The following is a 19,924-nucleotide window of genomic DNA, read 5'->3' as shown; positions in this document are numbered from 1 at the left end:
GAGAACACAAAGATGAGCAAGAAGAGCGGATCACCGGCCACGGACGCCACGCCCAAGATGAAGGGCGACAAGGTCAAGGTCTTCTACGGCGAGAAGCAGGCGCTGCAGGATGTCGATCTCGAGATCAAGCCGAACGAGGTGACGGCGCTGATTGGTCCGTCGGGCTGCGGCAAGTCGACCTTCCTCCGCTGCCTCAACCGGATGAACGACGTGATCGACATCTGCCGCGTCGAAGGCAAGATCACCCTTGATGAAGAGGATATCTACAGCTCTGACCTCGATCCGGTGCAGCTGCGCGCCCGGGTCGGCATGGTGTTCCAGAAGCCGAACCCGTTCCCGAAGTCGATCTACGACAATATCGCCTACGGTCCGCGCATTCACGGCACGGCCTCGACCAAGGCGGAGATCGACGAGATCGTCGAGACCAGCCTGACCAAGGCCGGCCTGTTCGAAGAGGTGAAGGACCGGCTGCACGAGCCCGGCACCGGTCTCTCCGGCGGCCAGCAGCAACGGCTCTGCATCGCCCGCGCGATCGCGGTCAACCCGGAAGTGATCCTGATGGACGAGCCCTGCTCGGCGCTCGATCCGATCGCCACCGCGAAGATCGAGGAGCTGATCGACGAGCTGCGCGAGAATTTCACCATCGTGATCGTCACCCATTCGATGCAGCAGGCCGCCCGCGTCTCCCAGCGCACCGCCTTCTTCCATCTGGGAGAGCTGGTCGAGGTGGGCGATACCGAGCAGATCTTCACCAACCCGACGGATTCCCGCACCCAGGGATACATCACCGGACGGTTCGGCTGACCCGGGCCGCGAAGAGCACGAGAATGCCAATGAACGATCACATTGTCCGTTCCTTCGACGAGGATCTCGAGACCCTGAAAGCCAAGATCGCCCAGATGGGCGGACTGGTCGAAGCGCAGTGCGAGTCCGCGGTGCGCGCCGTGCATCGCCGGGACCAGGCCCTGGCCCAGAAGGTCCGCGAAGCCGACGCTCCGATCGACGCGCTCGAAGCCGAGATCGAAACCATGAGCCTGCGCCTGCTCGCCCTGCGCCAGCCGCTCGGCGGCGATCTGCGGACCGTCGTCGCGAGCCTGAAGATCGTCAGCGACCTGGAACGGATCGGCGACTATGCCGCCAACCTCGGCAAGCGGGCGATCGTGCTGAGCGGCCTGCCGGAAATCCCGCCGGCCAGCGGCATCGTGCGGATCGGCAGCCTGGTCAAGTCGCTGATCAAGGATGTCCTGGACGCCTATGCCAACGACGACCTCGAGCTTGCCGTGGCGGCCTGGCACCGGGACGAGGATATCGACGAACTCTATACCAGCCTGTTCCGCGAGCTCCTCACTTACATGATGGAGGACCCCCGCAACATCACGGCATCGACCCACCTTCTCTTCATTGCCAAGAACCTGGAGCGCATGGGCGATCACGCGACCAACATCGCCGAGACCGTGCATTTCCAGATCGAGGGCAGAAAAATGGATGCGGACCGCCCGAAGGGCGAGGACGCCAGCTACGTCGTTGAAATGCCTGAGTAAGCGTTGAAATCGAGAGTAGAAGTCCGATGAATATGATGAGTCAGAAGATCCTGGTGGTGGAGGACGAGGCGCCGATCGTCACCCTCCTGCGCTACAATCTGGAACGGGAAGGCTTCGAAGTTCTGGAAGCCGGCGACGGCGAGGAGGCCATGCTGCTCGCAATGGAGAAGAACCCGGACCTGATCCTGCTCGACTGGATGCTGCCGCTGCTCTCCGGCGTCGAGGTCTGCCGCCGCCTGCGCCGCACGCCGGAGACCAAGGCCATCCCGGTCATCATGCTGACCGCGCGGGGCGACGAGGGAGACCGTATCCGCGGCCTGAACGCCGGCGCCGACGATTACATCACCAAGCCCTTCAGCCCGAGCGAGCTGATCGCCCGCATCCGGGCCGTGCTGCGCCGGACCCGCCCCGCGAGCGACGCGGAGACCCTGCAGTTCGAGGACCTTGAAATGGATCTGGCCGCCCACAAGGTGCGCCGGAACGAACGCGAGATCCATCTCGGCCCGACCGAATTCCGCCTGCTGCGCTATTTCCTCGAACATCCGGGCAGGGTGTTCTCCCGCGAGCAGCTGCTCGACCGGGTCTGGGGACCGGATATCTATGTCGAGCCGCGCACCGTGGACGTCCATATCCGCCGTCTGCGCAAGGCGATCAACATCGACACCGAGTCGGACCTGATCCGCACCGTGCGTTCCGCCGGCTACGCGCTTGACCGGCCGACCGCCGCCGCCTGATCAGTCCGCCGGTCGTGCCCCGCCGGCCCGTTCCGGCGGGAACATCCGCATCAGCACCAGCAGCAGGATCAGTCCCGGCACGGCGATCGCCGTCGAGGCGATGAAGAAGCCGATCCAGCCGATATGGTCCGTGACCGCGCCCGCGCCGGAGCTGAGGACCGTGCGGCCGAACGCCATGAAGGATGAGAGCAGCGCGTATTGCGTCGCCGTGAAGGCAACGTTCGTCAGGCTGGAGAGATAGGCGACGAAGGCCGCCGTCCCCATCCCGCCGGTGAAATTCTCCACGCCGATCGTCAAGGTCAGCATCAGGACATCGTGCCCGGCGAGCGCCTGGGCGACGAAAATGAGGTTGGAGGCCGCCTGCAGCACGCCGGAGACCAGCAGCGCGTTGAGCAGCCCGAGGCGTTTCACCAGTGCCCCGCCGGCGAACAGGCCGACCAGCAGCGCAACCAGCCCGAACAGCTTCGTCACCTCGGCGATCTCCGTCTTGCTGAATCCGAGATCGATGTAGAACGGATTGGTCAGCGTGCCGAGAAAGGCGTCGCCAAGCTTGTAGAGCAGGATGAAGGCGAGGATCAGCAGCGCCCCCCGGCGGGTCAGGAACTCGGCGAACGGTTCGTAGACCGCGCTGCGGAGCCATTCGGAAGGTGACTCGCCGGTCGGCTCCTTCACGCCGGTTTCTGGCTCCGGGCTCGCCAGAACGGTGAAGATGCCGACCAGCACCAGCCCGGCCATCGCGAGATAGGCGATGAACCAGCCGGCCTGATCCGCCACGATCAGCGCGCCGGCGCCGGCGGCGAGCATGCCGACCCGGTAACCGAGCGTATAGGCGGCCGCGCCCGCGCCCTGCTCGTCCTCGCCGAGGGACTCGATGCGGTAGGCGTCGACGACGATATCCTGGCTCGCCGCGCAGAAACTGACGATGACCGCGAAGAGCGCCATCAGCCAGGGCGTCGCCACCGGATCGGTCGCGCCCATGAGGACGATCGCCGACATCAGCAGGAGCTGGGTCGCCAGCAGCCAGGCCCGGCGCCGACCGAGCAGCCGGCCGAGCACCGGCACCGAGAGCCGGTCCATCAGCGGGGCCCAGAGGAACTTCAGAGTGAACGGCGTTCCGACCAGTGCGAAGACGGCGATGGTCGTCAGATCGACGCCGGATTCCCGCATCCAGGCGCTGAGCGTGGAAAAAGACAGCAGCAGCGGAAGCCCGCTCGAGAAGCCGAGCAGCAGGACGACCAGGACGCGGCGCTTCAGATAGAGCGCCGCCGTCTCGGTCAGCCAGTCACGGATACCGCGTGCGGTCTCAACCAAGCCGCGCCGCCAGCAGCTCACTGAGGTCCGCTTCGGGCCGCGCACCGTAATGCGAGATCACTTCCGCCGCGGCCACGCTGCCGGCCCGGCCCCAGTCGCCCGGCGCCATGTCCTGCGTGTAGCCGTAGAGGAAGCCCGCGGCATAGAGATCGCCGGCGCCGGTGGTGTCGACCACCTTCTCGACCGGCTCGGCATCGATCACATGCACCTCGTCCTTGTGCAGCACGAGCGACCCCTTCGGTCCGCGCGTGACGCCGGCGGACTCGCAGCTCCAGCGGAGCTTCTGCAGGGCCTCGTCGAAATCGTCGGTCTGATAGAGCGACAGCAACTCCTGCTCGTTGGCGAACAGGATGTCGATATGGTGATCCACCAGCTCGAGAAAGGCCTCGCGGTGGCGGTCGACGCAGAACGGATCGGACAATGTCAGCGAGACCTTGCCGCCGCTCGCATGGGTCTGCTTCGCCGCTTCGACGAAAGCCTTCTTCGCTTCCGGCGGATCGAACAGGTATCCCTCGAGATAAACCACCTTGCTGGCCGCGACCTGCTCCCTGGCGATATCCTGCGGACCGAGCTGCACACAGGCACCGAGGAAGGTGTTCATGCTGCGCTGGGCGTCCGGCGTCACCATGATGAGGCTGCGCGCGGTCGGCGGTCCGTCGAGCGTCGGCGGCGTATCGAAGCTGACACCCATCGCCGTGATGTCGTGACGGAAGACCTTTCCCAGCGTGTCGTCATGCACCTTGCCGATATAGGCCGCGGCACCGCCGAGGGCCGCGATCCCGGCGGCGGTGTTTCCCGCCGATCCGCCGGACATCTCGATCCCCGGCCCCATCTTGTCGTAGAGGCTCTCGGCGCGCTCGGCGTCGATCAGGTTCATCGCGCCCTTCTCGATCCCGTTCTCGGAGAGAAAGGAATCATCGGCACGGGCGATGACGTCGACAATGGCGTTTCCGATACAGGTAACGTCGATGGATTTGGCTGACATGCGCGGGCGGCTCCCGGAAGCTGGATGAGGAACTGGATTGCGGAACTGCCGTCCGCCGGATTCGGGCGACAAGGTACTGGAGCGGCGATGGCATTGGAAGACGCTTCACCCGACAGGTCTTGTACTCACCGGGGCGCTGTGCTCTTAGGGGCACGAAATGCTTGGTCCCTGCACGCGCGGCCCCATCTAAACCCTCGCGGTACGGACAGAAGAGAAGAGAGGATCGATGTTTTCAGCCCTGACAGCCACACTCGGCCAGCTTTCCGATCCACGGCTGCGCAACCCGATCGTCCTGAGCGTCGTCGGCTCGCTCGCGACCATCCTGCTGCTTGGCGTCGTGGTCTGGTTCGTGCTCGACCTGTTCGCCTTTTTCGGCAGCTGGCTGGACGAGGCGGCCGCCTGGGTTGCCAGCCTGATCGTGATCGTCCTCGGAGTGGTCTTCTTCCCGGGCGCCTCCAACGCGATCTCCAGCCTCTTTCTCGACTCCGTTTCCAAGGCGGTCGAGGCGAAACACTATCCGGGCCTCGGCCCTGCCCGCCCGCAACCCGTCACGGAAGCCATCCTCGAGGGATTGCGTTTTCTCGCTGTCACGATCGCGGTTAATGTCGTGCTTCTGCCGGTCTATCTGCTTGTGCCGGGATTGAATCTTGTCGTCTTCTACGGGGCGAACGGTTACCTGCTCGGTCGCGAATTCTTCGAGATGGTGGCGCTGCGCCGGATGGATCCGGCGGAGGCGAAGGCCCTCAGGAATCGCAAATCCGGTGCCGTCTTCGTCAGCGGCGTGCTGATCGCCGCGATCATGACGATCCCGGTCCTGAACCTCGCCGGACCCGTGATTGCGACCGCTTTTATGCTGCATCGCTTCGAATACTTGCGGAACGACATGAAGAAATGATAATAAACCTTTGAGTATTAAGGTTGATGGCCGTTAATCCCAATCACCACATATGAGTTGACGATCTGATGTTTCGGCGTAAAAAATCCGGCTCCGGGGCTACGACGGACAGCAGCGGAGAAACCACTCCCGACGCGAAGGCGCGGGAGCCTCGTGCGGAGGATCGCTTGGAACCGGCGGCGCCGTCCTTCACAGAGGTCAAATCAGGCAAGCCGGACGGGGAGTCCAAGATGCAACCAAGCAAACCTTCCTCATCCGGTTATGTCCCGGAGATCCCGCGCCGGACACTCGATCTTCCGGGTGCGCCCAGCCGCCGCGGCACGCCGCCGCGCGGCGGCGAGGCCAAGAAGCTGACGGTCGGGCCGGAGATTTCGCTGACGGGCGAAATCACCGCATGCGATTCTCTCGTCGTCGAGGGCAATGTGGATGCCACGCTTGAGAACAGCCGCCAGCTGGAAGTAACCGAAACAGGCCATTTCAAGGGCAAGGTCATCATCGACGAAGCGGAGATCGGCGGGCGTTTCGAGGGTACCCTCGAGGTCCGGGACACGCTGCGCGTCCGCAGCACCGGTCATGTGACGGGTACCGTGCGTTTCGGCCGGCTGGAAGTCGAGCTCGGCGGTAAGATCGACGGCACCATCTCGGTCTACAAGGACGACACGAGTTCGTGACCTGCAGCCGCGGAGACTAGAATTACCGTGCGTCCTTTCCTGATTGTCCTGATCGCGATCACGCTGCATGCCTGCGGCAGCGGGGTCCAGAAGACCGGCGACGCGGGCCGCGCCGCCGCGATCAGTACACCGACCACCGTCACGAAGGCCGACAGGTCCGCACCGGCCGCCGAACCGGACCCCCGTCCGGCCCCCGAACCTGCGGCACAGCGGCCGCCCGGCTTCAGCGCGGCGGAGCGGGACCCGAGTCGTCTGCTCGATTTGCACCGCGGCGACCTGTCCGCGATCCTCGGCGAGCCGGCCTTTGTGCGCCGGGACATGTCGGCGGAGATCTGGCAGTATCGGACCGAGGCCTGTGTCCTCGATCTCTTCCTCTACGAATTAGGTCAGGGTCTCGCGGTTACCTATTACGAGTTCCGCTCCCGCCGGGAGCAGGAAGTGGCACGGGACGAGTGCTTCGTCTCCCTTCTCCGCCAGGGCATTTCGCGCTCCGCCCGGCGGTAAGTCACGGAGGTCGTCTAAGGACCCCAGGCCGGCCGCCTCAGGCCGGCTCGACCGTCTTGTCCTTGAAGTTGCAGAGATCCTCGACCGGACAGACCGGGCAGTTCGGCCTGCGCGCCTTGCAGATGTAGCGGCCGTGCAGGATCAGCCAGTGATGGGCATGAAGCAGCCATTTTTCCGGAATCCGCTTCTCCAGAGCCTTCTCCACCGCGAGCGGGGTTTTCCCCGGCGCCATCCCGGTCCGGTTGGCGACACGGAACAGATGGGTGTCGACGGCGATGGTCGGCTGCCCGAAAGCGATGTTGAGGACCACGTTCGCGGTCTTGCGCCCGACGCCGGGAAGCTTTTCCAGCGTCTCCCGGTCCTGCGGCACCTGGCTGCCATGCTCGCGGATGAGAATCTCCGACAGCGCGATGACGTTCTTTGCCTTCGAATTGAACAGCCCGATGGTCTTGATATAGCCGCGGACCTCCTCCAGTCCGAGCGCGACCATCTTTTCCGGCGTGTCGGCGATCTCGAACAGCGGGCCTGTCGCCTTGTTCACCCCGACATCCGTCGCCTGGGCGGAAAGCACGACGGCGACCAGCAGCGTGTAGGGGTTGACGTAATTCAGTTCCCCTACAGGCTCGGGGTCGCGATCGCTCAGGCGCTGAAAAAAGGCGTCGACCGCCGCGTTCGTCATCCGTTTGGCCATCGGTCCAGCATTCTCCTGCGCGGAAACGCCGCGCCCGGCTTGTCTCTTGTCATTGCGGCGCGGCGGACACAGGTTAGAACCTTCCCGAATCGCCATGCAACAGAGCCGGGCGCGAGAAATGAACAAGATCCAGGATTCAACCTCCCGCGAACGGGGCGAGGCGCTATTCGACGCCGTGCTCTATCCGCACAGGAGCCTCTCGCCGACCGGCTTCCTGATCCTCATGCTTGCGATCGCCGGGTGCAGTACCGCGGTCGGCATTCTGTTCTGGATCGCCGGAGCCTGGCCGGTGGTCGGGTTCCTCGGGCTCGACGTGCTGCTGATCTATGCCGCCTTCCGTCTCAGCTACCGCGATGCCCGCCGCTACGAGACCCTGCGGCTGACCCGGGACAGGCTGATCCTCGAACGTTTCGTGCGCGGCCGCCGGGTCCTGGCGGAAGATCTGCAACCCTACTGGCTGAACGTGCTGGTCGAGGAAGAGCGCAGCGGCCAGAATCGGCTCTATCTTCGCAGCCACGGCCGCAGCGTCGAGATCGGCGCGTTCCTCTCCCCGCCGGAGAAAACCGATCTCGCGGACAATCTGCGCGCCGCCCTTGCCGGTCTTCGCACCGCCTGAAAAGCTTCGCTGTCGCCTAGAGACCCAGCACGTCCGGCATGGCATAGAGCCCCGGCTCGCGGCCCGCTGCCCAGAGCGCGGCCCGCACGGCCCCGGAGGCGAAGATTTCCCGGCTGGCGGCCTTGTGGGTCAGCTCGATACGCTCGTTCGGCCCGGCGAAAATCACCGTGTGATCGCCGACGACGTCGCCGCCGCGCAGGGTCGCGAAACCGATCTGCCCGGACTCCCGCGCGCCCGTGACGCCTTCGCGGGACAGCACGCCCTTGTCCTCCAGCGTCACGCCGCGTCCGGCCGCCGCCGCCTTGCCGAGGCCGAGCGCCGTGCCGGACGGGGCATCGACCTTGCGCCGGTGATGCATCTCGACGATTTCGATATCGTAACTTTCGTCCAGGGCGGCCGCGACCTTCTTCACGAGATCGAACAGCAGGTTCACGCCGAGGCTCATGTTGGGTGCGTAGACCAGAGGAATGCGTTTCGCCGCCTGGGCGAGTTCGGTTTCCTGATCGGGCGTCAGGCCGGTTGTCCCGACCACGAACGCGGTCCCGGACGCGGCCGCCAGCCTCGCATGGGCGACGGTCGCCTCCGGAGCCGTGAAATCTATCACGACATCCGCCGCGGCGAAGACCGGCATCGCATCGGAAGTGGTTTCGGGGGTGTCACCTTCGAAGCCAGAAAGCTTTGCGATTTCAACACCTTCTTCAGCACTACCCTTGAGAACCGTACCGCCGGCGAGCGCCGCACCCTCGGTTTGGTGCACCTGTTTCGCGATCATCCGGCCCATAAAGCCGCCAACACCCATGATTCCGACTTTTACTGTTCCCATTTCGGGGCCCTCCCGGCTCTCCAGCGATCCCTGCAAGGCGTAGCGGCCTTTTCAGCCGCTGTCGAGCCTGCAGGCCTGGCGTTTGGGAAATTACCCAATCCAGGCTCGATTTTGTTCAATTCTTATGATATATTGACCTGAGATCATGTTTGAAATCAGTGATATAATTCTTGGCGCGCTCACAAAAGGCCCGGCGAACGGTTACCAGATCCGACGCCGGATCAATGCCGATTACGCGCATTTCCAGAGCGTCAGTACCGGTGCGCTCTATCCTGCCCTTGCGAAATTGAAGGCGAGAGGAGCGGTTGCGGAGACCGGCGCCCCGGATGCCGCTCTCGAGCAGCGCCGGTTCGAAATCACCGAGATAGGTCGCAATGAGCTATGTCGTCGGGTTGAAGCATCGGGCGCGGGCGAACGTCTTCGATCAGACTTCCTCGCCGCGGTCTATTTCTCCGACCAGGCCGGTCCGGGGGAGGTCGAGCGGCTCATGGAGGAGCGTACGGGCGTTCTGAACCAGGAGATCCGGGCACTGCTGGCCCTGCCGCTGCGCGAGATGTCCAATACCGAGCGCTTCACGGTACGCTATGCCCTGGCGGTACGCCGGGCAGCGCTGGAGTTCCTCCGTCACGAAGGTCGCGCGATCGTCAATGCGATCGAAATTGAATCAAGAAAAACAATAAACTAACCGGCCATACTGGTGGGCATACCGGTGTGTCTTCGGTTTGTGTGAATTCCGGCCGGGTCGTTGGCCCTACCGGCTCGGAAAGGAAAACGCCGGCCTCGACGGGCCGGCGCTGGGTGTCCAAAAAGAGGATCGAGATGGGGTCACTCCCTCAGGTCGTCCCAGAGTTCCTTCACCTTGTCGAAGAAGCCGGCCGATTGCGGACTGGTCTTCTCGTTCTCCTCGCCGGCGAATTCCTCCAGCAGCTCGCGCTGCTTCTTCGTCAGGTTCACCGGGGTCTCGACCGCGACCTCGACATACTGGTCGCCGCGGGCAGGGCTGCGCAAAACCGACATGCCCTTGCCCTTGAGCCGGAACTGCTTGCCGCTCTGTGTTCCGGCGCCCACCTGAATGCGGGCACGACCGCCTTCGATGGTCGGAACCTCGATCTGTCCGCCGAGCGCCGCCGTTGTCATCGGCAACGGAACCCGGCAATAAATGTCGGCACCGTCGCGCTGGAAAATCGGATGGGCGGCGATGGACAGGAAGAGATAGAGGTCGCCGGGCGGCGTGCCTCGCGCGCCCGCCTCGCCCTCGCCGCTGAGCCGGATCCGTGTGCCGTCCTCGACGCCTGCCGGAATGTTGACCGACAGGGTCTTCTCTTTCTGTGTACGGCCGGAGCCGCCGCAACTCTTGCACGGTTTCTCGATCCGCGTGCCGTTGCCGCCGCAATGGGGACAGGTCCGCTCGATCGTGAAGAAGCCCTGCTGGGCCCGCACCTTGCCGTGCCCGTGACAGGTCGTGCAGGTGACCGGTTCGGTGCCCTTCTCGGCACCGGAGCCGTTACATTCCTCGCACTGCACGGAACTCGGAATGTGGATTTCGGCCTGCTTGCCCCTGAAGGCTTCCTCAAGCGTGATCGACATGTTGTAGCGCAGGTCGGAGCCGCGTCGGCTGCCGCCGCGCCGTCCGCCCATGAAATCGCCGAACATCTCGTCGAAGATATCGGCAAACCCGCCGAACCCGGCGCCACCGAAGCCGGCACCGCCGCCGCCGCCCATACCGCCCTCGAAGGCGTCATGGCCGAAACGGTCATAGGCCGCCCGCTTCTGCTCGTCCTTCAGGACGTCATAGGCCTCGTTCAGTTCCTTGAATTTGGCTTCGGCGTCAGGGTTGTCAGGATTCCGGTCGGGGTGGAACTGCATGGCAAGCTTGCGATAGGCGGATTTCATCTCCGCATCGGAAGCGCCGCGCTGAACCCCCAGAACCTCGTAGTAATCTCTTTTTGCCATGGCGCGTCATCGTCCCCGCAACGGTGTCGGCAGTCCGGCAAAGATGTGAACCGCCTGCTTTTCCGGATCGGAACCGGGCGGAGGAGGCCGTCTGCTCATCGGCTCCTCCGCCCGACCCGTTGGGATCAGGCGGACTTGTTGTCGCGGTTCTGATCGTCGACTTCTTCGAAGTCCGCGTCGACTACGTCGTCACTGGACGCGTTGCTGTCACCGGCGGAACCACCGGTGTCATCGCCGCCCATGTCGGGGCCCGCCTCACCGCCGGACGCGTCCTGCTGTGCCTTGTACATGGCTTCGCCGAGCTTCATCGAGGCCTGCTGGAGCGCTTCCATCTTGGCCTTGATCTCGGCCCCGTCCTCGCCTTCCATCGCGGTGCGCAGGGCGGCCATGTGCTCGTCGATCTCGCGGCGGTCGTCCTCGGAGATCTTGTCGCCATGTTCGGCCAGCATCTTCTCCGTGCCGTGGACGGCGGCATCGGCCTGGTTCTTGGTCTCGACCAGCTCCCGGCGGGCCTTGTCGGATTCGGAGTTGGCCTCCGCTTCCTTGACCATCCGCTCGATATCCTCGTCCGACAGTCCGCCGGACGCCTGGATGCGGATCTGCTGCTCCTTGCCGGTCGCCTTGTCCTTGGCGGACACATTGACGATACCGTTGGCGTCGATGTCGAAAGTGACCTCGATCTGCGGCACGCCGCGCGGGGCGCCCGGGATACCGACCAGGTCGAACTGGCCGAGCAGCTTGTTGTCGGCCGCCATCTCCCGCTCGCCCTGGAACACCCGGATCGTCACGGCGGTCTGGTTGTCCTCGGCGGTGGAGAAGGTCTGGCTCTTCTTCGTCGGGATCGTCGTGTTGCGGTCGATCAGCCGGGTGAAGACGCCGCCCAGGGTCTCGATGCCGAGCGACAGCGGGGTCACGTCGAGCAGCAGGACATCCTTGACGTCGCCCTTCAGCACGCCGGCCTGAATCGCCGCGCCGAGCGCCACGACCTCATCCGGGTTCACGCCGCGATGCGGCTCACGGCCGAAGAAGTCCTTCACGGTCTCGGCGATCTTCGGCATGCGGGTCATGCCGCCGACAAGGATCACCTCGTCGATCTCGCCCGCGGAAACGCCGGCGTCCTTCAGGGCGGCCTTGCAGGGCTCGACCGTGCGCTGCACCAGATCTTCCACCAGCGCCTCGAGCTTGGAGCGGGTCAGCTTGATGTTCAGGTGCTTCGGGCCGGACTGGTCCGCGGTGATGAACGGCAGGTTCACTTCGGTCTGCATCGAACTGGAGAGCTCGATCTTGGCCTTCTCGCCGGCTTCCTTCAGGCGCTGCAGCGCAAGCTTGTCCTGGCGCAGGTCAATGCCGTTCTCTTTCTTGAATTCGTCGGCCAGGTAATCGATGACGCGCTGGTCGAAATCCTCACCGCCGAGGAAGGTGTCGCCGTTGGTCGACTTCACCTCGAACACGCCGTCGCCGATTTCCAGGATGGAAACGTCGAAGGTGCCGCCGCCGAGGTCATAGACCGCGATGGTGCCGGTGTTCTTCTTGTCGAGGCCGTAGGCCAGCGCGGCTGCGGTCGGCTCGTTGATGATGCGCAGAACCTCGAGGCCAGCGATCTTGCCGGCGTCCTTGGTCGCCTGGCGCTGGGCATCGTTGAAGTAGGCCGGAACGGTAATGACCGCCTGGTCGACCGTGTCGCCGAGATAGGCTTCGGCGTCCTCCTTCAGCTTGCGCAGGGTGAAGCTGGAGATCTGACTCGGGCTGTATTTCTCGCTGCGCGCCTCGACCCAGGCATCGCCGTTCTCGCCGGAAATGACCTTGTAGGGCACCAGGTCGTTGAAGCGCTTGGAGGCCTTGTCGTCGAAGCGACGGCCGATCAGGCGCTTGATGGCGAACAGGGTATTTTCCGGGTTGGTCACCGCCTGACGCTTCGCGGCCTGGCCGACGAGGCGTTCGCCGCTTTCGGCGAAGGCCACCATCGACGGCGTCGTGCGCGCGCCTTCGGCGTTTTCAATTACTTTCGCGTCCTTACCGTCCATGAACGCGATACAGGAATTGGTGGTTCCCAGGTCGATACCGATTACTTTGCTCATGTTTTCCTCGTCTTTCAGCAAACGTTGACGGCCTTCTCGAAGCGCCGTTCCCGTTCCCGATTGGTACGTTCAAGCCAACCGCTATATAGGCGTGGTGTGGCCGCGCTGCAACCAAGTGGAATAGGATTTCGCGACCCGCGCACCGCAATATCGCCAAAATTCCGGGAATCGGCGCCGATATGATCATCTCCGCAAGCTACCGCACCGACATTCCGGCCTTTTACAGTGCCTGGCTCCGGACCCGGATCGCGGCCGGTTATGCCATGGTCCGCAACCCCTACAGCGGCAAACCGTCACGGGTCGGGCTCGGACCCGGAGAAGTCGACGGGTACGTCTTCTGGACCCGCAACGCCCGCCCCGCCCGGCACATCTTCGAGGCGCTGGCGCAGGACGGCGTGCCTTTCGTCGTGCAGTACACCGTCACGGGCTACCCCTCCGCCCTCGAGCAGCGCGTGCCACCGGTCGAGGACGCGCTCGCCGAAATCGTTTCCCTTGCAAAACAGTTTGGGCCGCGCACGGTCGTCTGGCGCTACGATCCGGTTTTCTGGTCCAGCCTCACGCCGCCGGAATTTCACCGGGAGAACGTCGCCCGCCTCTCCCATGCGCTCGCCGGGAGCGTCGACGAAGTCACCGTCTCGGCCGCACATATCTATCGCAAGACCCGCCGCAACACAGAGGAGAGCGCCCGCCGCAACCGGTTCGACTGGCGCGATCCGGAGCCGGAAGAGAAAGCGGCACTGTTGCGTGAACTCGCCGGGATCGCCTCGGAGGCGGGTCTCCGTCCGACGCTCTGTTCCCAGCCGGATCTTCTCGGCGGAGCGTTCTCGCCCGCACGCTGCATCGACGCGGACCGGCTCGCGGAAATCGCCGGACGCCCGCTCAAGGTCCGGCAGAAAGGCAACCGGCCGGGCTGCCTCTGTGCGGAGTCCCGCGATATCGGCAGCTATGACAGCTGCCCGCACGGATGCGTCTATTGCTATGCGGTCGACAGGCGGGAGCGGGCGAAGACCGCCGTCAAGCGGCATGACCCGGCCGGCGAGACGCTGATGCCTCCCGCGCCGGCCGAGTGAAGGGGGAGCAGGGCGGGTATCACGCCGTGGTGTCGACACTCTCCTTCTTGTCGTCCGGGCTCTTGGAAACCCCGACCATGGCCGCCCGCAGCAGCCGGTCCTGCAGCACGTAGCCCGGCTGCATCACCTGAACGACGGTGCCCGGTTCGGTCTTGTCGTCCGGAACCTCGAACATCGCCTGGTGCAGGTTGTAGTCGAACTTGTCGCCAAGCGGATCGACCTTCCGGATGCCGTGCTTCTCGAACACGCCGAGCAGTTCCTTCTCGGTCATCTCGACGCCGATCACCAGGTTCTTCACCGTGATGTCCAGTTCGTCGCGGTCGTCCGGCGCGGAATCCAGTGCCCTGCGCAGATTGTCCGACGCGCTCAGCAGGTCTCGGGCGAAATCGGTGATCGCGAACTTGCGCGCCTGTGCGATGTCGCGCTCCGCCCGTTTGCGGGTGTTTTCGAGCTCGGCGAGCGTGCGGATCAGCTGCTCCTTGACCTGCTGCACCTCATCGTCGGCCCCGGAGTCCTCGGTCTCCGTGTCGGAGGTCTCGGTCTTCAGCCCGCCCATCAACGCGTCCATGTCGAGGATGCCGTCGTCCGGATTGACAAGCGGATCGTCGCCCGGCGCGTCCTGGTTCGCGTGCTGCTCGGTTTTCTTGTCTTTTTCGGCCATCGGTCTGGCTCTTTCCCGTCTAGATATCCTGAAAGTCAGGCCCAAATGTGGGCGGCCGGAACGGGAAATCAATCATTCCGGGCCCGGAGCGCCTGCTTTAGCGCCTCTCGGCCCCCGGATCAACGTCCGTCTGGTCACCCGATGACGCGGCCGATCAGCCGTGCCGTGTAGTCGACCATGGGAATGATGCGGGCGTAATTCATCCGCGTCGGGCCGATCACGCCGATCGCACCGACCACGCGCTTCCTGGTATCACGATAGGGTGAAAGGATCATCGAGCAGCCGGTATGCTCGAAGAGCTGGTTCTCCGCGCCGATGAAGATCTGCACTCCGTCGGCGTCGCCGGTCGCCTGCAGAAGCTGCAGCATGCCATGCTTCTGTTCGAGCTGGTCGAACAGAAGCCGAATCCGTTCCAGGTCCTCGACCGCGGTCACATCCTCGAGCAGGCGCGACTGGCCGCGCACGATGAGCGAACCGTCGTCCGGGCCTCCGGAAAGCAGGGCGAGGCCGTTTTCGACGACCCGGGCCGTCAGTTCGTCGAGTTCGATCTTGCGCTGCTCGATCTCCTCCTTGATCGCCCGAAGGGCTTCGTCCAGCGACGCACCGTGATATCGCGTGTTGAGAAAATTCGTCGCCTGCACCAACGCCGAGGCCGGCAGGTCGGGCGGCAACTCGATGACCCGGTTCTCCACCAGGCCGAGTTCGTTCACGAGGACGACCAGCGCCCGCCCCGCGGCAAGCGGGACAAACTCGATATGGCGGAGCGACGGCTCGGATTTCGGCGAGATCACCAGCCCGGCGCAGGCCGAGAGACCGGCCAGCGCACGCGTCGCCTCGTCCAGCACCTCGTCATAGCCGCGGCCGCTGGCCGCCAGCAGGGAGTCGATCTTGTCCCGCTCGCCCTCACTCAGATCGCCGCCGATCTCCAGCAGCCCGTCGACCACGATGCGCAGGCCGCGCTCGGTCGGCAGGCGACCTGCGGAGGTATGCGGAGCATAGAGCAGGCCCGCCTCTTCGAGGTCGGCCATGACGTTCCGGATCGTGGCGGGGGACAGCACCTCGCCGAGACGACGGGAAATCGTGCGCGAGCCGATCGGCTCTCCCGTCTCTACATAAGTGTCGACAATCTGTTGCAGGATTTCCCGCGAGCGGGCGTTCAATGCCCCGATGCCTGACATGTGTTCCATGCGGGAAAATTTAGGCAGCCCCCGCGGGACCGTCAATGCGCCATGAGCGATGGACGCGCGATGTCGCCGATAGTAGGTTGCGCGCGATTTCGAACAGCTGACGCAGAAACCGGCATGGACCCGCAGGGCGCGGGCTGTCCTGGCCGGACACCGAAAGAGGAGATTTCCATGGCAGGAACCGCCGACCGCCCGTCCGGGCGCCGCCCCGACCAGATGCGCAGCGTCGTCCTTGAGCCGGGTTTCGCCAAATATGCAGAGGGTTCCTGCCTCGCCAGATTCGGCGATACCCACGTGCTCTGCACCGCCTCCGTCGAGGACCGCGTGCCGCCGTTCCTGCGCAATTCGGGCAGCGGCTGGGTGACCGCGGAATATGGCATGCTGCCGCGCTCTACCCACACCCGCACCGATCGGGAAGCCGCCCGCGGCAAGCAGAGCGGCCGGACCCAGGAGATCCAGCGCCTGATCGGACGCTCGCTCCGTGCCGTCACCAACCTGAAAGCGATGGGGGAACGGCAGATCAAGGTCGATTGCGACGTGCTGCAGGCCGACGGCGGGACCAGGACCGCCTCCATCACCGGCTCTTTCGTCGCGCTGCACCTCGCCTTCCAGAAGCTGGTGAAGCTCGGAGCCCTGCCGGAAGTTCCGCTGATCGATCATGTCGCCGCCGTGTCCTGCGGCATCTACAAGGGCACGCCCGTGCTCGATCTGGACTATGTCGAGGATTCCGGCGCCGAGGCGGATGCCAACTTCGTCCTGACGGGCAATGCCGGGATCGTCGAGATCCAGGCCACCGCGGAAGAGGACCCGTTCGGCGACGAGGCCTTCACCGAGATGCTTAAACTGGCGCGCGCCGGCATCGGCGAACTGGTCGCGCTGCAGAAAACCGCCATCGGGAGCTGAATGTTGGGCCGCGCCTTTACCGGGACGAAACTGGTCATTGCCAGCCACAACCAGGGCAAGCTCCGGGAGATCCGCGATCTGGTCGGCCCGCTCGGCATCGAGGTGGTGTCCGCCGGCGAGCTCGGGCTGCCGGAGCCGGAGGAGACCGGCTCCACCTACATCGCCAACGCCGAGCTGAAGGCCCGCGCCGCGGCCGAGCGGTCCGGCCTGCCCGCGCTGGCCGACGATTCCGGGCTCAGCGTGACCGTACTGGACGGCGATCCGGGCATCTATTCCGCCCGCTGGGCCGGGCCGGAGAAGGATTTCGCGCTGGCCATGCGCAAGGTCGAGGACGCGCTCCAGCAAAAGGCCGCGGCCGGCGACACGGACAGGTCTGCCGCCTTTGTCTGCGCCCTGACGATCTGCTGGCCGGACGGCCACACGGAATCCGTCGAGGGGCGGGTCTGGGGCGATCTCGTCTGGCCGCCGCGCGGCGAGAACGGCTTCGGCTACGATCCGATGTTCGTCCCGACGGGCCACGACAAGACCTTCGGTGAAGTCGATTCGGATTGGAAACATTCCGTCAGCCACCGCGCCGTCGCCTTCGAGAAGCTGCTGGAGCAGGTCGGCCTCTCGGGCGCGCCCGACGATGCCGGATAGGCCGGTGATGGAGAGTGCGGCAGCCGAACCGTTCGGGGTCTATGTCCACTGGCCCTTCTGTCTCTCCAAATGTCCCTATTGCGACTTCAACAGCCATGTCACCGCTCGGGTCGATCACGGGCGCTGGCGCGCGGCGCTGAAGCGCGAGCTCGCCCATTTCCACGAACTCGCACCGGAACGGACGGTCTCGAGCATCTTCTTCGGCGGCGGCACGCCGTCGCTGATGGAGCCGGAAACCGTCGCCGCCGTGATCGACGAGATCCGCCGGCTCTGGCCCTGGCGCAACCGGGTCGAGATCTCGCTCGAGGCCAACCCGACCTCGGTCGAGGCGGAAAAGTTCGCCGCCTTCCGGGAAGCGGGCGTCAACCGGGTCTCGCTCGGGATCCAGGCGCTGAACGACCGGGATCTCGCCTTCCTCGGCCGCACCCACGACGCGGCGCAGGCGCGCGAGGCGATCGCCGTCGCCCGCGACAGTTTCGAGCGCATGTCCTTCGACCTGATCTATGCCCGCCCGGGGCAGACGGTGGCGGCCTGGAAATCGGAGCTGAGAGAGGCGCTGGCGCTCGCCGCCGATCACATTTCGCTCTACCAGCTCACCATCGAACCCGAGACCCCCTTCTTCGCCCGCCATGCGAAGGGCGAGATCGTCCTGCCGGAAGACGAGAACCAGGCCGCGCTCTACGAGGCGACGCAGGAGGTTCTGGAGGCCGCCGGTATGCCGGCCTACGAGGTCTCGAACCATGCCCGAGCCGGTGCGGAATGCCGGCACAACCTGATCTACTGGCGCTATCACGACTATGCCGGGATCGGTCCCGGCGCCCATTCCCGTCTCCGCGGGACGGACTGCGGCGGCGCCCCCGCCACGCGTGCGATACAGACCCATCGCGCGCCGGCGATCTGGCTTGACCGGGTGGAAAAGTCCGGGCACGGCCTTGCCGCGAGCGAGCCGATTGACCGCACCGGACGTCTGACCGAAATGTTGATGATGGGTCTCCGGCTTGCCGAAGGGGTGGAGCGGACGCGGCTCGAGGCGGAAGCGGGCAGCGATATCGAGACCCTCCTCGGGCGACCGCTGCTCGCGGATCTCGAGGAGGCCGGCTACATCGAACCGGTCGGCGCACGGCTGGCCGCCACGCTGGAGGGCAGGCAGCGGCTCAATGCTGTGATCGCCGCCCTGACCGCCCGTTTGCCCGAACCCGCCTAGTTCGTCAGTCCGTCAAACCGTTCCGGAGCCGGATCAATCGCCTCGAGCGCGCGGTCCTTGATTTCGAACACCGCGAGGCCGCGCTGGTTGGTGCCGTCGGCAACGAATCGGAAAAGGCCGTTCAGCGCGACGAAGCCGCTATCCGCCATCAACGCGCCGCCGCCGAAATCGGGACCCGTCTCGCCCCGTTGAAGCGAGACCGTGAGGGCGATGCTGTCATAGGCGAGCGCGGCAAGCCCCGAGGGCCGGCGGCCGAAAGCGGCCTCGTAGCGCAGCGCGAAATTCTCCCGATACAGCGCCGGCGGTGCGGCGAACCAGCCGCCGACCAGGCTCGGCTCCGTCCCGAGGCTCGGATCCTCCCACTGCGCGGTTCCGAGCAGTTTCACGCGCCTCGTATCGACATCGTAAAACGCCAACAGCGGCGCGAGCGTCCTGAGCAGGTTGCCGCCTTCCGGGATCAGGATCGCGTCATAGGGCGGATCGCCGAGCGTATCCATTCCCTCGAGCCGGGCCAGGGTCTGGCGCGAGATTTCGTCCGTCCGTCCGGCAAGTTCGTCCTTCTGCATCCTCAGGGATTCCCGCCGGCTGTCATACTCGGCGAAGGAGCGGGCCGTTTCCGTGAAATCACTGGCCAGCGGATCGTAATAGGCGATCCGGGTGATCTCGGCGCCGGCAAGAATCGCGGCCGCGCGCGCACTCTCCAGAACGAGATCCCCGTAGCCTCCGTGGGGCAGCAGGAGACCGAGCCTGCGATAGCCCTTCTGCACCGCGTAGCGGATGACGCGCTCGATCTGCTGCTGCGGCATCAGCCCCATCAGATAGACCGGCGGACCGGCGACGCTGCGGTCGTTGGAAAACGCGACGGCGTTGATCCCCGCCCCGGCGACAATCGGCCGCACGGCCGCTGCAGAACGTCCGTAGAGCGGGCCGAGGACGATCCGCGCGCCGTCCGCGACGGCGAGCCGTGCGGCGTCCTCCGCGCCTTCGGGCGTGCCCTGTGTATCGTAGACCATCAGGTTGAAATCTTCGCCGGCTATGTCGAAGACGGCCATCTGTGCAGCGTCGAGCATCGCACGGCCGACCGAGGCGCGCTGACCGCTCAATGGCAGCAGCAGCGCGATCCCGTCCGGCGCGCCCGGCACCGTGGTCAGCGGCATTTCGGTCTGGGGACGCTCGAAAGAAAGTTCCGTTTCCGGAATGACTGCGTCCGGTTTCTGCGCCGTAACGCCGCTCTCCGGGGCACCCGGTGCGACGGGCTCCGGCTGCTCGCGCGGCGCGGCCTGCGGTTCCGGCTGGCGCGCGGGTTCCGGGTGCAGACCGGGCAATCCGGGTGTCTGGCAGCCGGCCAGCGCCAGACCAAGCAGCAGCACCGAAAGGCCGGCGGCACGCGTCCCCCGCGCGAAAAGCGCTTGGAGAAAGCCGTCGCTTCCTCCCATAACACGATCACTGCCCTGACACAGG

21 protein-coding genes are annotated in these 19,924 nt (G+C 65.1%); 12 read left to right on the top strand and 9 right to left on the bottom strand.

Translation table 11 applies throughout. From position 1 onward, the window contains the following. Nucleotides 1–12 precede the first annotated feature (12 nt). The 3 genes from pstB to phoB are packed head-to-tail and all read left to right on the top strand — an operon-like array spanning nucleotide 13 to nucleotide 2,275. Entirely contained in the window at nucleotides 13–804 is a 792-nt protein-coding gene (pstB, locus tag ACOOE1_RS14925) for a phosphate ABC transporter ATP-binding protein PstB (protein ID WP_420402993.1), read from the top strand. A 29-nt stretch (nucleotides 805–833) separates the two neighbouring features. Continuing rightward, nucleotides 834–1,541, top strand: a complete 708-nt coding sequence (gene phoU, locus ACOOE1_RS14920; RefSeq protein ID WP_420402992.1) for a phosphate signaling complex protein PhoU — start codon at nucleotides 834–836, stop codon at nucleotides 1,539–1,541. A 35-nt stretch (nucleotides 1,542–1,576) separates the two neighbouring features. Continuing rightward, a complete protein-coding gene (gene phoB / locus ACOOE1_RS14915) occupies nucleotides 1,577–2,275 on the top strand; it encodes a phosphate regulon transcriptional regulator PhoB (protein ID WP_420402991.1) in 699 nt (232 codons plus the stop codon). Here phoB and ACOOE1_RS14910 read toward each other — a convergent pair whose 3' ends face one another. Then, nucleotides 2,276–3,586, bottom strand: a complete 1,311-nt coding sequence (locus ACOOE1_RS14910) for an AmpG family muropeptide MFS transporter (RefSeq protein ID WP_420402990.1) — start codon at nucleotides 3,584–3,586, stop codon at nucleotides 2,276–2,278. Continuing rightward, the gene (locus ACOOE1_RS14905; protein WP_420402989.1) at nucleotides 3,579–4,571 is read right to left on the bottom strand and encodes an adenosine kinase; all 993 of its coding nucleotides are present in this window, start codon (nucleotides 4,569–4,571) and stop codon (nucleotides 3,579–3,581) included. The genes ACOOE1_RS14910 and ACOOE1_RS14905 overlap by 8 nt, the downstream gene beginning before the upstream one ends. 226 nt (nucleotides 4,572–4,797) lie before the next feature. On the opposite strand from ACOOE1_RS14905, the gene ACOOE1_RS14900 reads away from it, so the two are divergent. The 3 genes from ACOOE1_RS14900 to ACOOE1_RS14890 all read left to right on the top strand — a co-directional run bounded on the left by ACOOE1_RS14900 (nucleotide 4,798) and on the right by ACOOE1_RS14890 (nucleotide 6,641). Next, nucleotides 4,798–5,466 (top strand): EI24 domain-containing protein, encoded by a 669-nt coding sequence (locus ACOOE1_RS14900; protein WP_420402988.1) that lies wholly within the window; start codon nucleotides 4,798–4,800, stop codon nucleotides 5,464–5,466. A 230-nt stretch (nucleotides 5,467–5,696) separates the two neighbouring features. Beyond that, the gene (locus ACOOE1_RS14895; protein WP_420402987.1) at nucleotides 5,697–6,137 is read left to right on the top strand and encodes a bactofilin family protein; all 441 of its coding nucleotides are present in this window, start codon (nucleotides 5,697–5,699) and stop codon (nucleotides 6,135–6,137) included. A gap of 27 nt (nucleotides 6,138–6,164) precedes the next feature. After that, the gene (locus ACOOE1_RS14890) at nucleotides 6,165–6,641 is read left to right on the top strand and encodes a hypothetical protein (protein ID WP_420402986.1); all 477 of its coding nucleotides are present in this window, start codon (nucleotides 6,165–6,167) and stop codon (nucleotides 6,639–6,641) included. Nucleotides 6,642–6,678: 37 nt separating this feature from the next. On the opposite strand, the gene nth is transcribed toward ACOOE1_RS14890, so the two are convergent. After that, complete coding sequence (gene nth / locus ACOOE1_RS14885; RefSeq protein ID WP_420406438.1) at nucleotides 6,679–7,320, bottom strand: endonuclease III; 642 nt, start codon at nucleotides 7,318–7,320, stop codon at nucleotides 6,679–6,681. Between the two features lie 130 nt (nucleotides 7,321–7,450). On the opposite strand from nth, the gene ACOOE1_RS14880 reads away from it, so the two are divergent. Beyond that, the gene (locus ACOOE1_RS14880) at nucleotides 7,451–7,948 is read left to right on the top strand and encodes a DUF2244 domain-containing protein (protein ID WP_420402985.1); all 498 of its coding nucleotides are present in this window, start codon (nucleotides 7,451–7,453) and stop codon (nucleotides 7,946–7,948) included. 16 nt (nucleotides 7,949–7,964) lie between these two features. Here ACOOE1_RS14880 and dapB read toward each other — a convergent pair whose 3' ends face one another. Beyond that, nucleotides 7,965–8,771 carry a 4-hydroxy-tetrahydrodipicolinate reductase gene (gene dapB / locus ACOOE1_RS14875; protein ID WP_420402984.1) on the bottom strand — a complete coding sequence of 269 codons (807 nt, stop codon included), beginning with the start codon at nucleotides 8,769–8,771 and terminating at the stop codon, nucleotides 7,965–7,967. A 145-nt stretch (nucleotides 8,772–8,916) separates the two neighbouring features. On the opposite strand from dapB, the gene ACOOE1_RS14870 reads away from it, so the two are divergent. Next, the gene (locus ACOOE1_RS14870) at nucleotides 8,917–9,456 is read left to right on the top strand and encodes a PadR family transcriptional regulator (protein WP_420402983.1); all 540 of its coding nucleotides are present in this window, start codon (nucleotides 8,917–8,919) and stop codon (nucleotides 9,454–9,456) included. A gap of 140 nt (nucleotides 9,457–9,596) precedes the next feature. On the opposite strand, the gene dnaJ is transcribed toward ACOOE1_RS14870, so the two are convergent. Both dnaJ and dnaK read right to left on the bottom strand, forming a co-directional pair. After that, nucleotides 9,597–10,724, bottom strand: coding sequence for a molecular chaperone DnaJ (gene dnaJ, locus ACOOE1_RS14865; RefSeq protein ID WP_420402982.1), 1,128 nt, complete (start codon nucleotides 10,722–10,724; stop codon nucleotides 9,597–9,599). 125 nt (nucleotides 10,725–10,849) lie between these two features. Beyond that, nucleotides 10,850–12,802 carry a molecular chaperone DnaK gene (dnaK, locus tag ACOOE1_RS14860; RefSeq protein ID WP_420402981.1) on the bottom strand — a complete coding sequence of 651 codons (1,953 nt, stop codon included), beginning with the start codon at nucleotides 12,800–12,802 and terminating at the stop codon, nucleotides 10,850–10,852. A 179-nt stretch (nucleotides 12,803–12,981) separates the two neighbouring features. Between dnaK and ACOOE1_RS14855 the strand changes: the two genes are divergently transcribed. Next, the gene (locus ACOOE1_RS14855; RefSeq protein WP_420402980.1) at nucleotides 12,982–13,872 is read left to right on the top strand and encodes a DUF1848 domain-containing protein; all 891 of its coding nucleotides are present in this window, start codon (nucleotides 12,982–12,984) and stop codon (nucleotides 13,870–13,872) included. Between the two features lie 19 nt (nucleotides 13,873–13,891). On the opposite strand, the gene grpE is transcribed toward ACOOE1_RS14855, so the two are convergent. Both grpE and hrcA read right to left on the bottom strand, forming a co-directional pair. After that, complete coding sequence (grpE, locus tag ACOOE1_RS14850) at nucleotides 13,892–14,533, bottom strand: nucleotide exchange factor GrpE (RefSeq protein WP_420402979.1); 642 nt, start codon at nucleotides 14,531–14,533, stop codon at nucleotides 13,892–13,894. A 134-nt stretch (nucleotides 14,534–14,667) separates the two neighbouring features. After that, nucleotides 14,668–15,711 (bottom strand): heat-inducible transcriptional repressor HrcA, encoded by a 1,044-nt coding sequence (hrcA, locus tag ACOOE1_RS14845; protein ID WP_420402978.1) that lies wholly within the window; start codon nucleotides 15,709–15,711, stop codon nucleotides 14,668–14,670. 177 nt (nucleotides 15,712–15,888) lie between these two features. Between hrcA and rph the strand changes: the two genes are divergently transcribed. From rph to hemW, 3 genes are read left to right on the top strand one after another with little or no spacing between them, the layout of a single operon-like run. Continuing rightward, nucleotides 15,889–16,620: a ribonuclease PH gene (gene rph, locus ACOOE1_RS14840; protein ID WP_420402977.1), complete on the top strand. Its 732-nt coding sequence runs from the start codon at nucleotides 15,889–15,891 to the stop codon at nucleotides 16,618–16,620. Next, nucleotides 16,621–17,259, top strand: a complete 639-nt coding sequence (rdgB, locus tag ACOOE1_RS14835; RefSeq protein ID WP_420402976.1) for an RdgB/HAM1 family non-canonical purine NTP pyrophosphatase — start codon at nucleotides 16,621–16,623, stop codon at nucleotides 17,257–17,259. It begins immediately after the preceding gene. Nucleotides 17,260–17,266: 7 nt separating this feature from the next. Further along, nucleotides 17,267–18,463, top strand: a complete 1,197-nt coding sequence (gene hemW, locus ACOOE1_RS14830; protein ID WP_420402975.1) for a radical SAM family heme chaperone HemW — start codon at nucleotides 17,267–17,269, stop codon at nucleotides 18,461–18,463. Here hemW and ACOOE1_RS14825 read toward each other — a convergent pair. After that, entirely contained in the window at nucleotides 18,460–19,899 is a 1,440-nt protein-coding gene (locus ACOOE1_RS14825) for a penicillin-binding protein activator (protein ID WP_420402974.1), read from the bottom strand. The two genes, hemW and ACOOE1_RS14825, sit on opposite strands and share 4 nt — an antisense overlap. Nucleotides 19,900–19,924: the final 25 nt, after the last annotated feature.

The sequence above is a fragment of the Nisaea sp. genome, assembly GCF_965216895.1.
In the GTDB taxonomy this organism is placed as follows: Bacteria; Pseudomonadota; Alphaproteobacteria; order Thalassobaculales; family Thalassobaculaceae; genus Nisaea.
The sequence above is the reverse complement of the archived record's forward strand: the minus strand, read 5'-3'. Positions and strand labels throughout refer to the sequence as shown.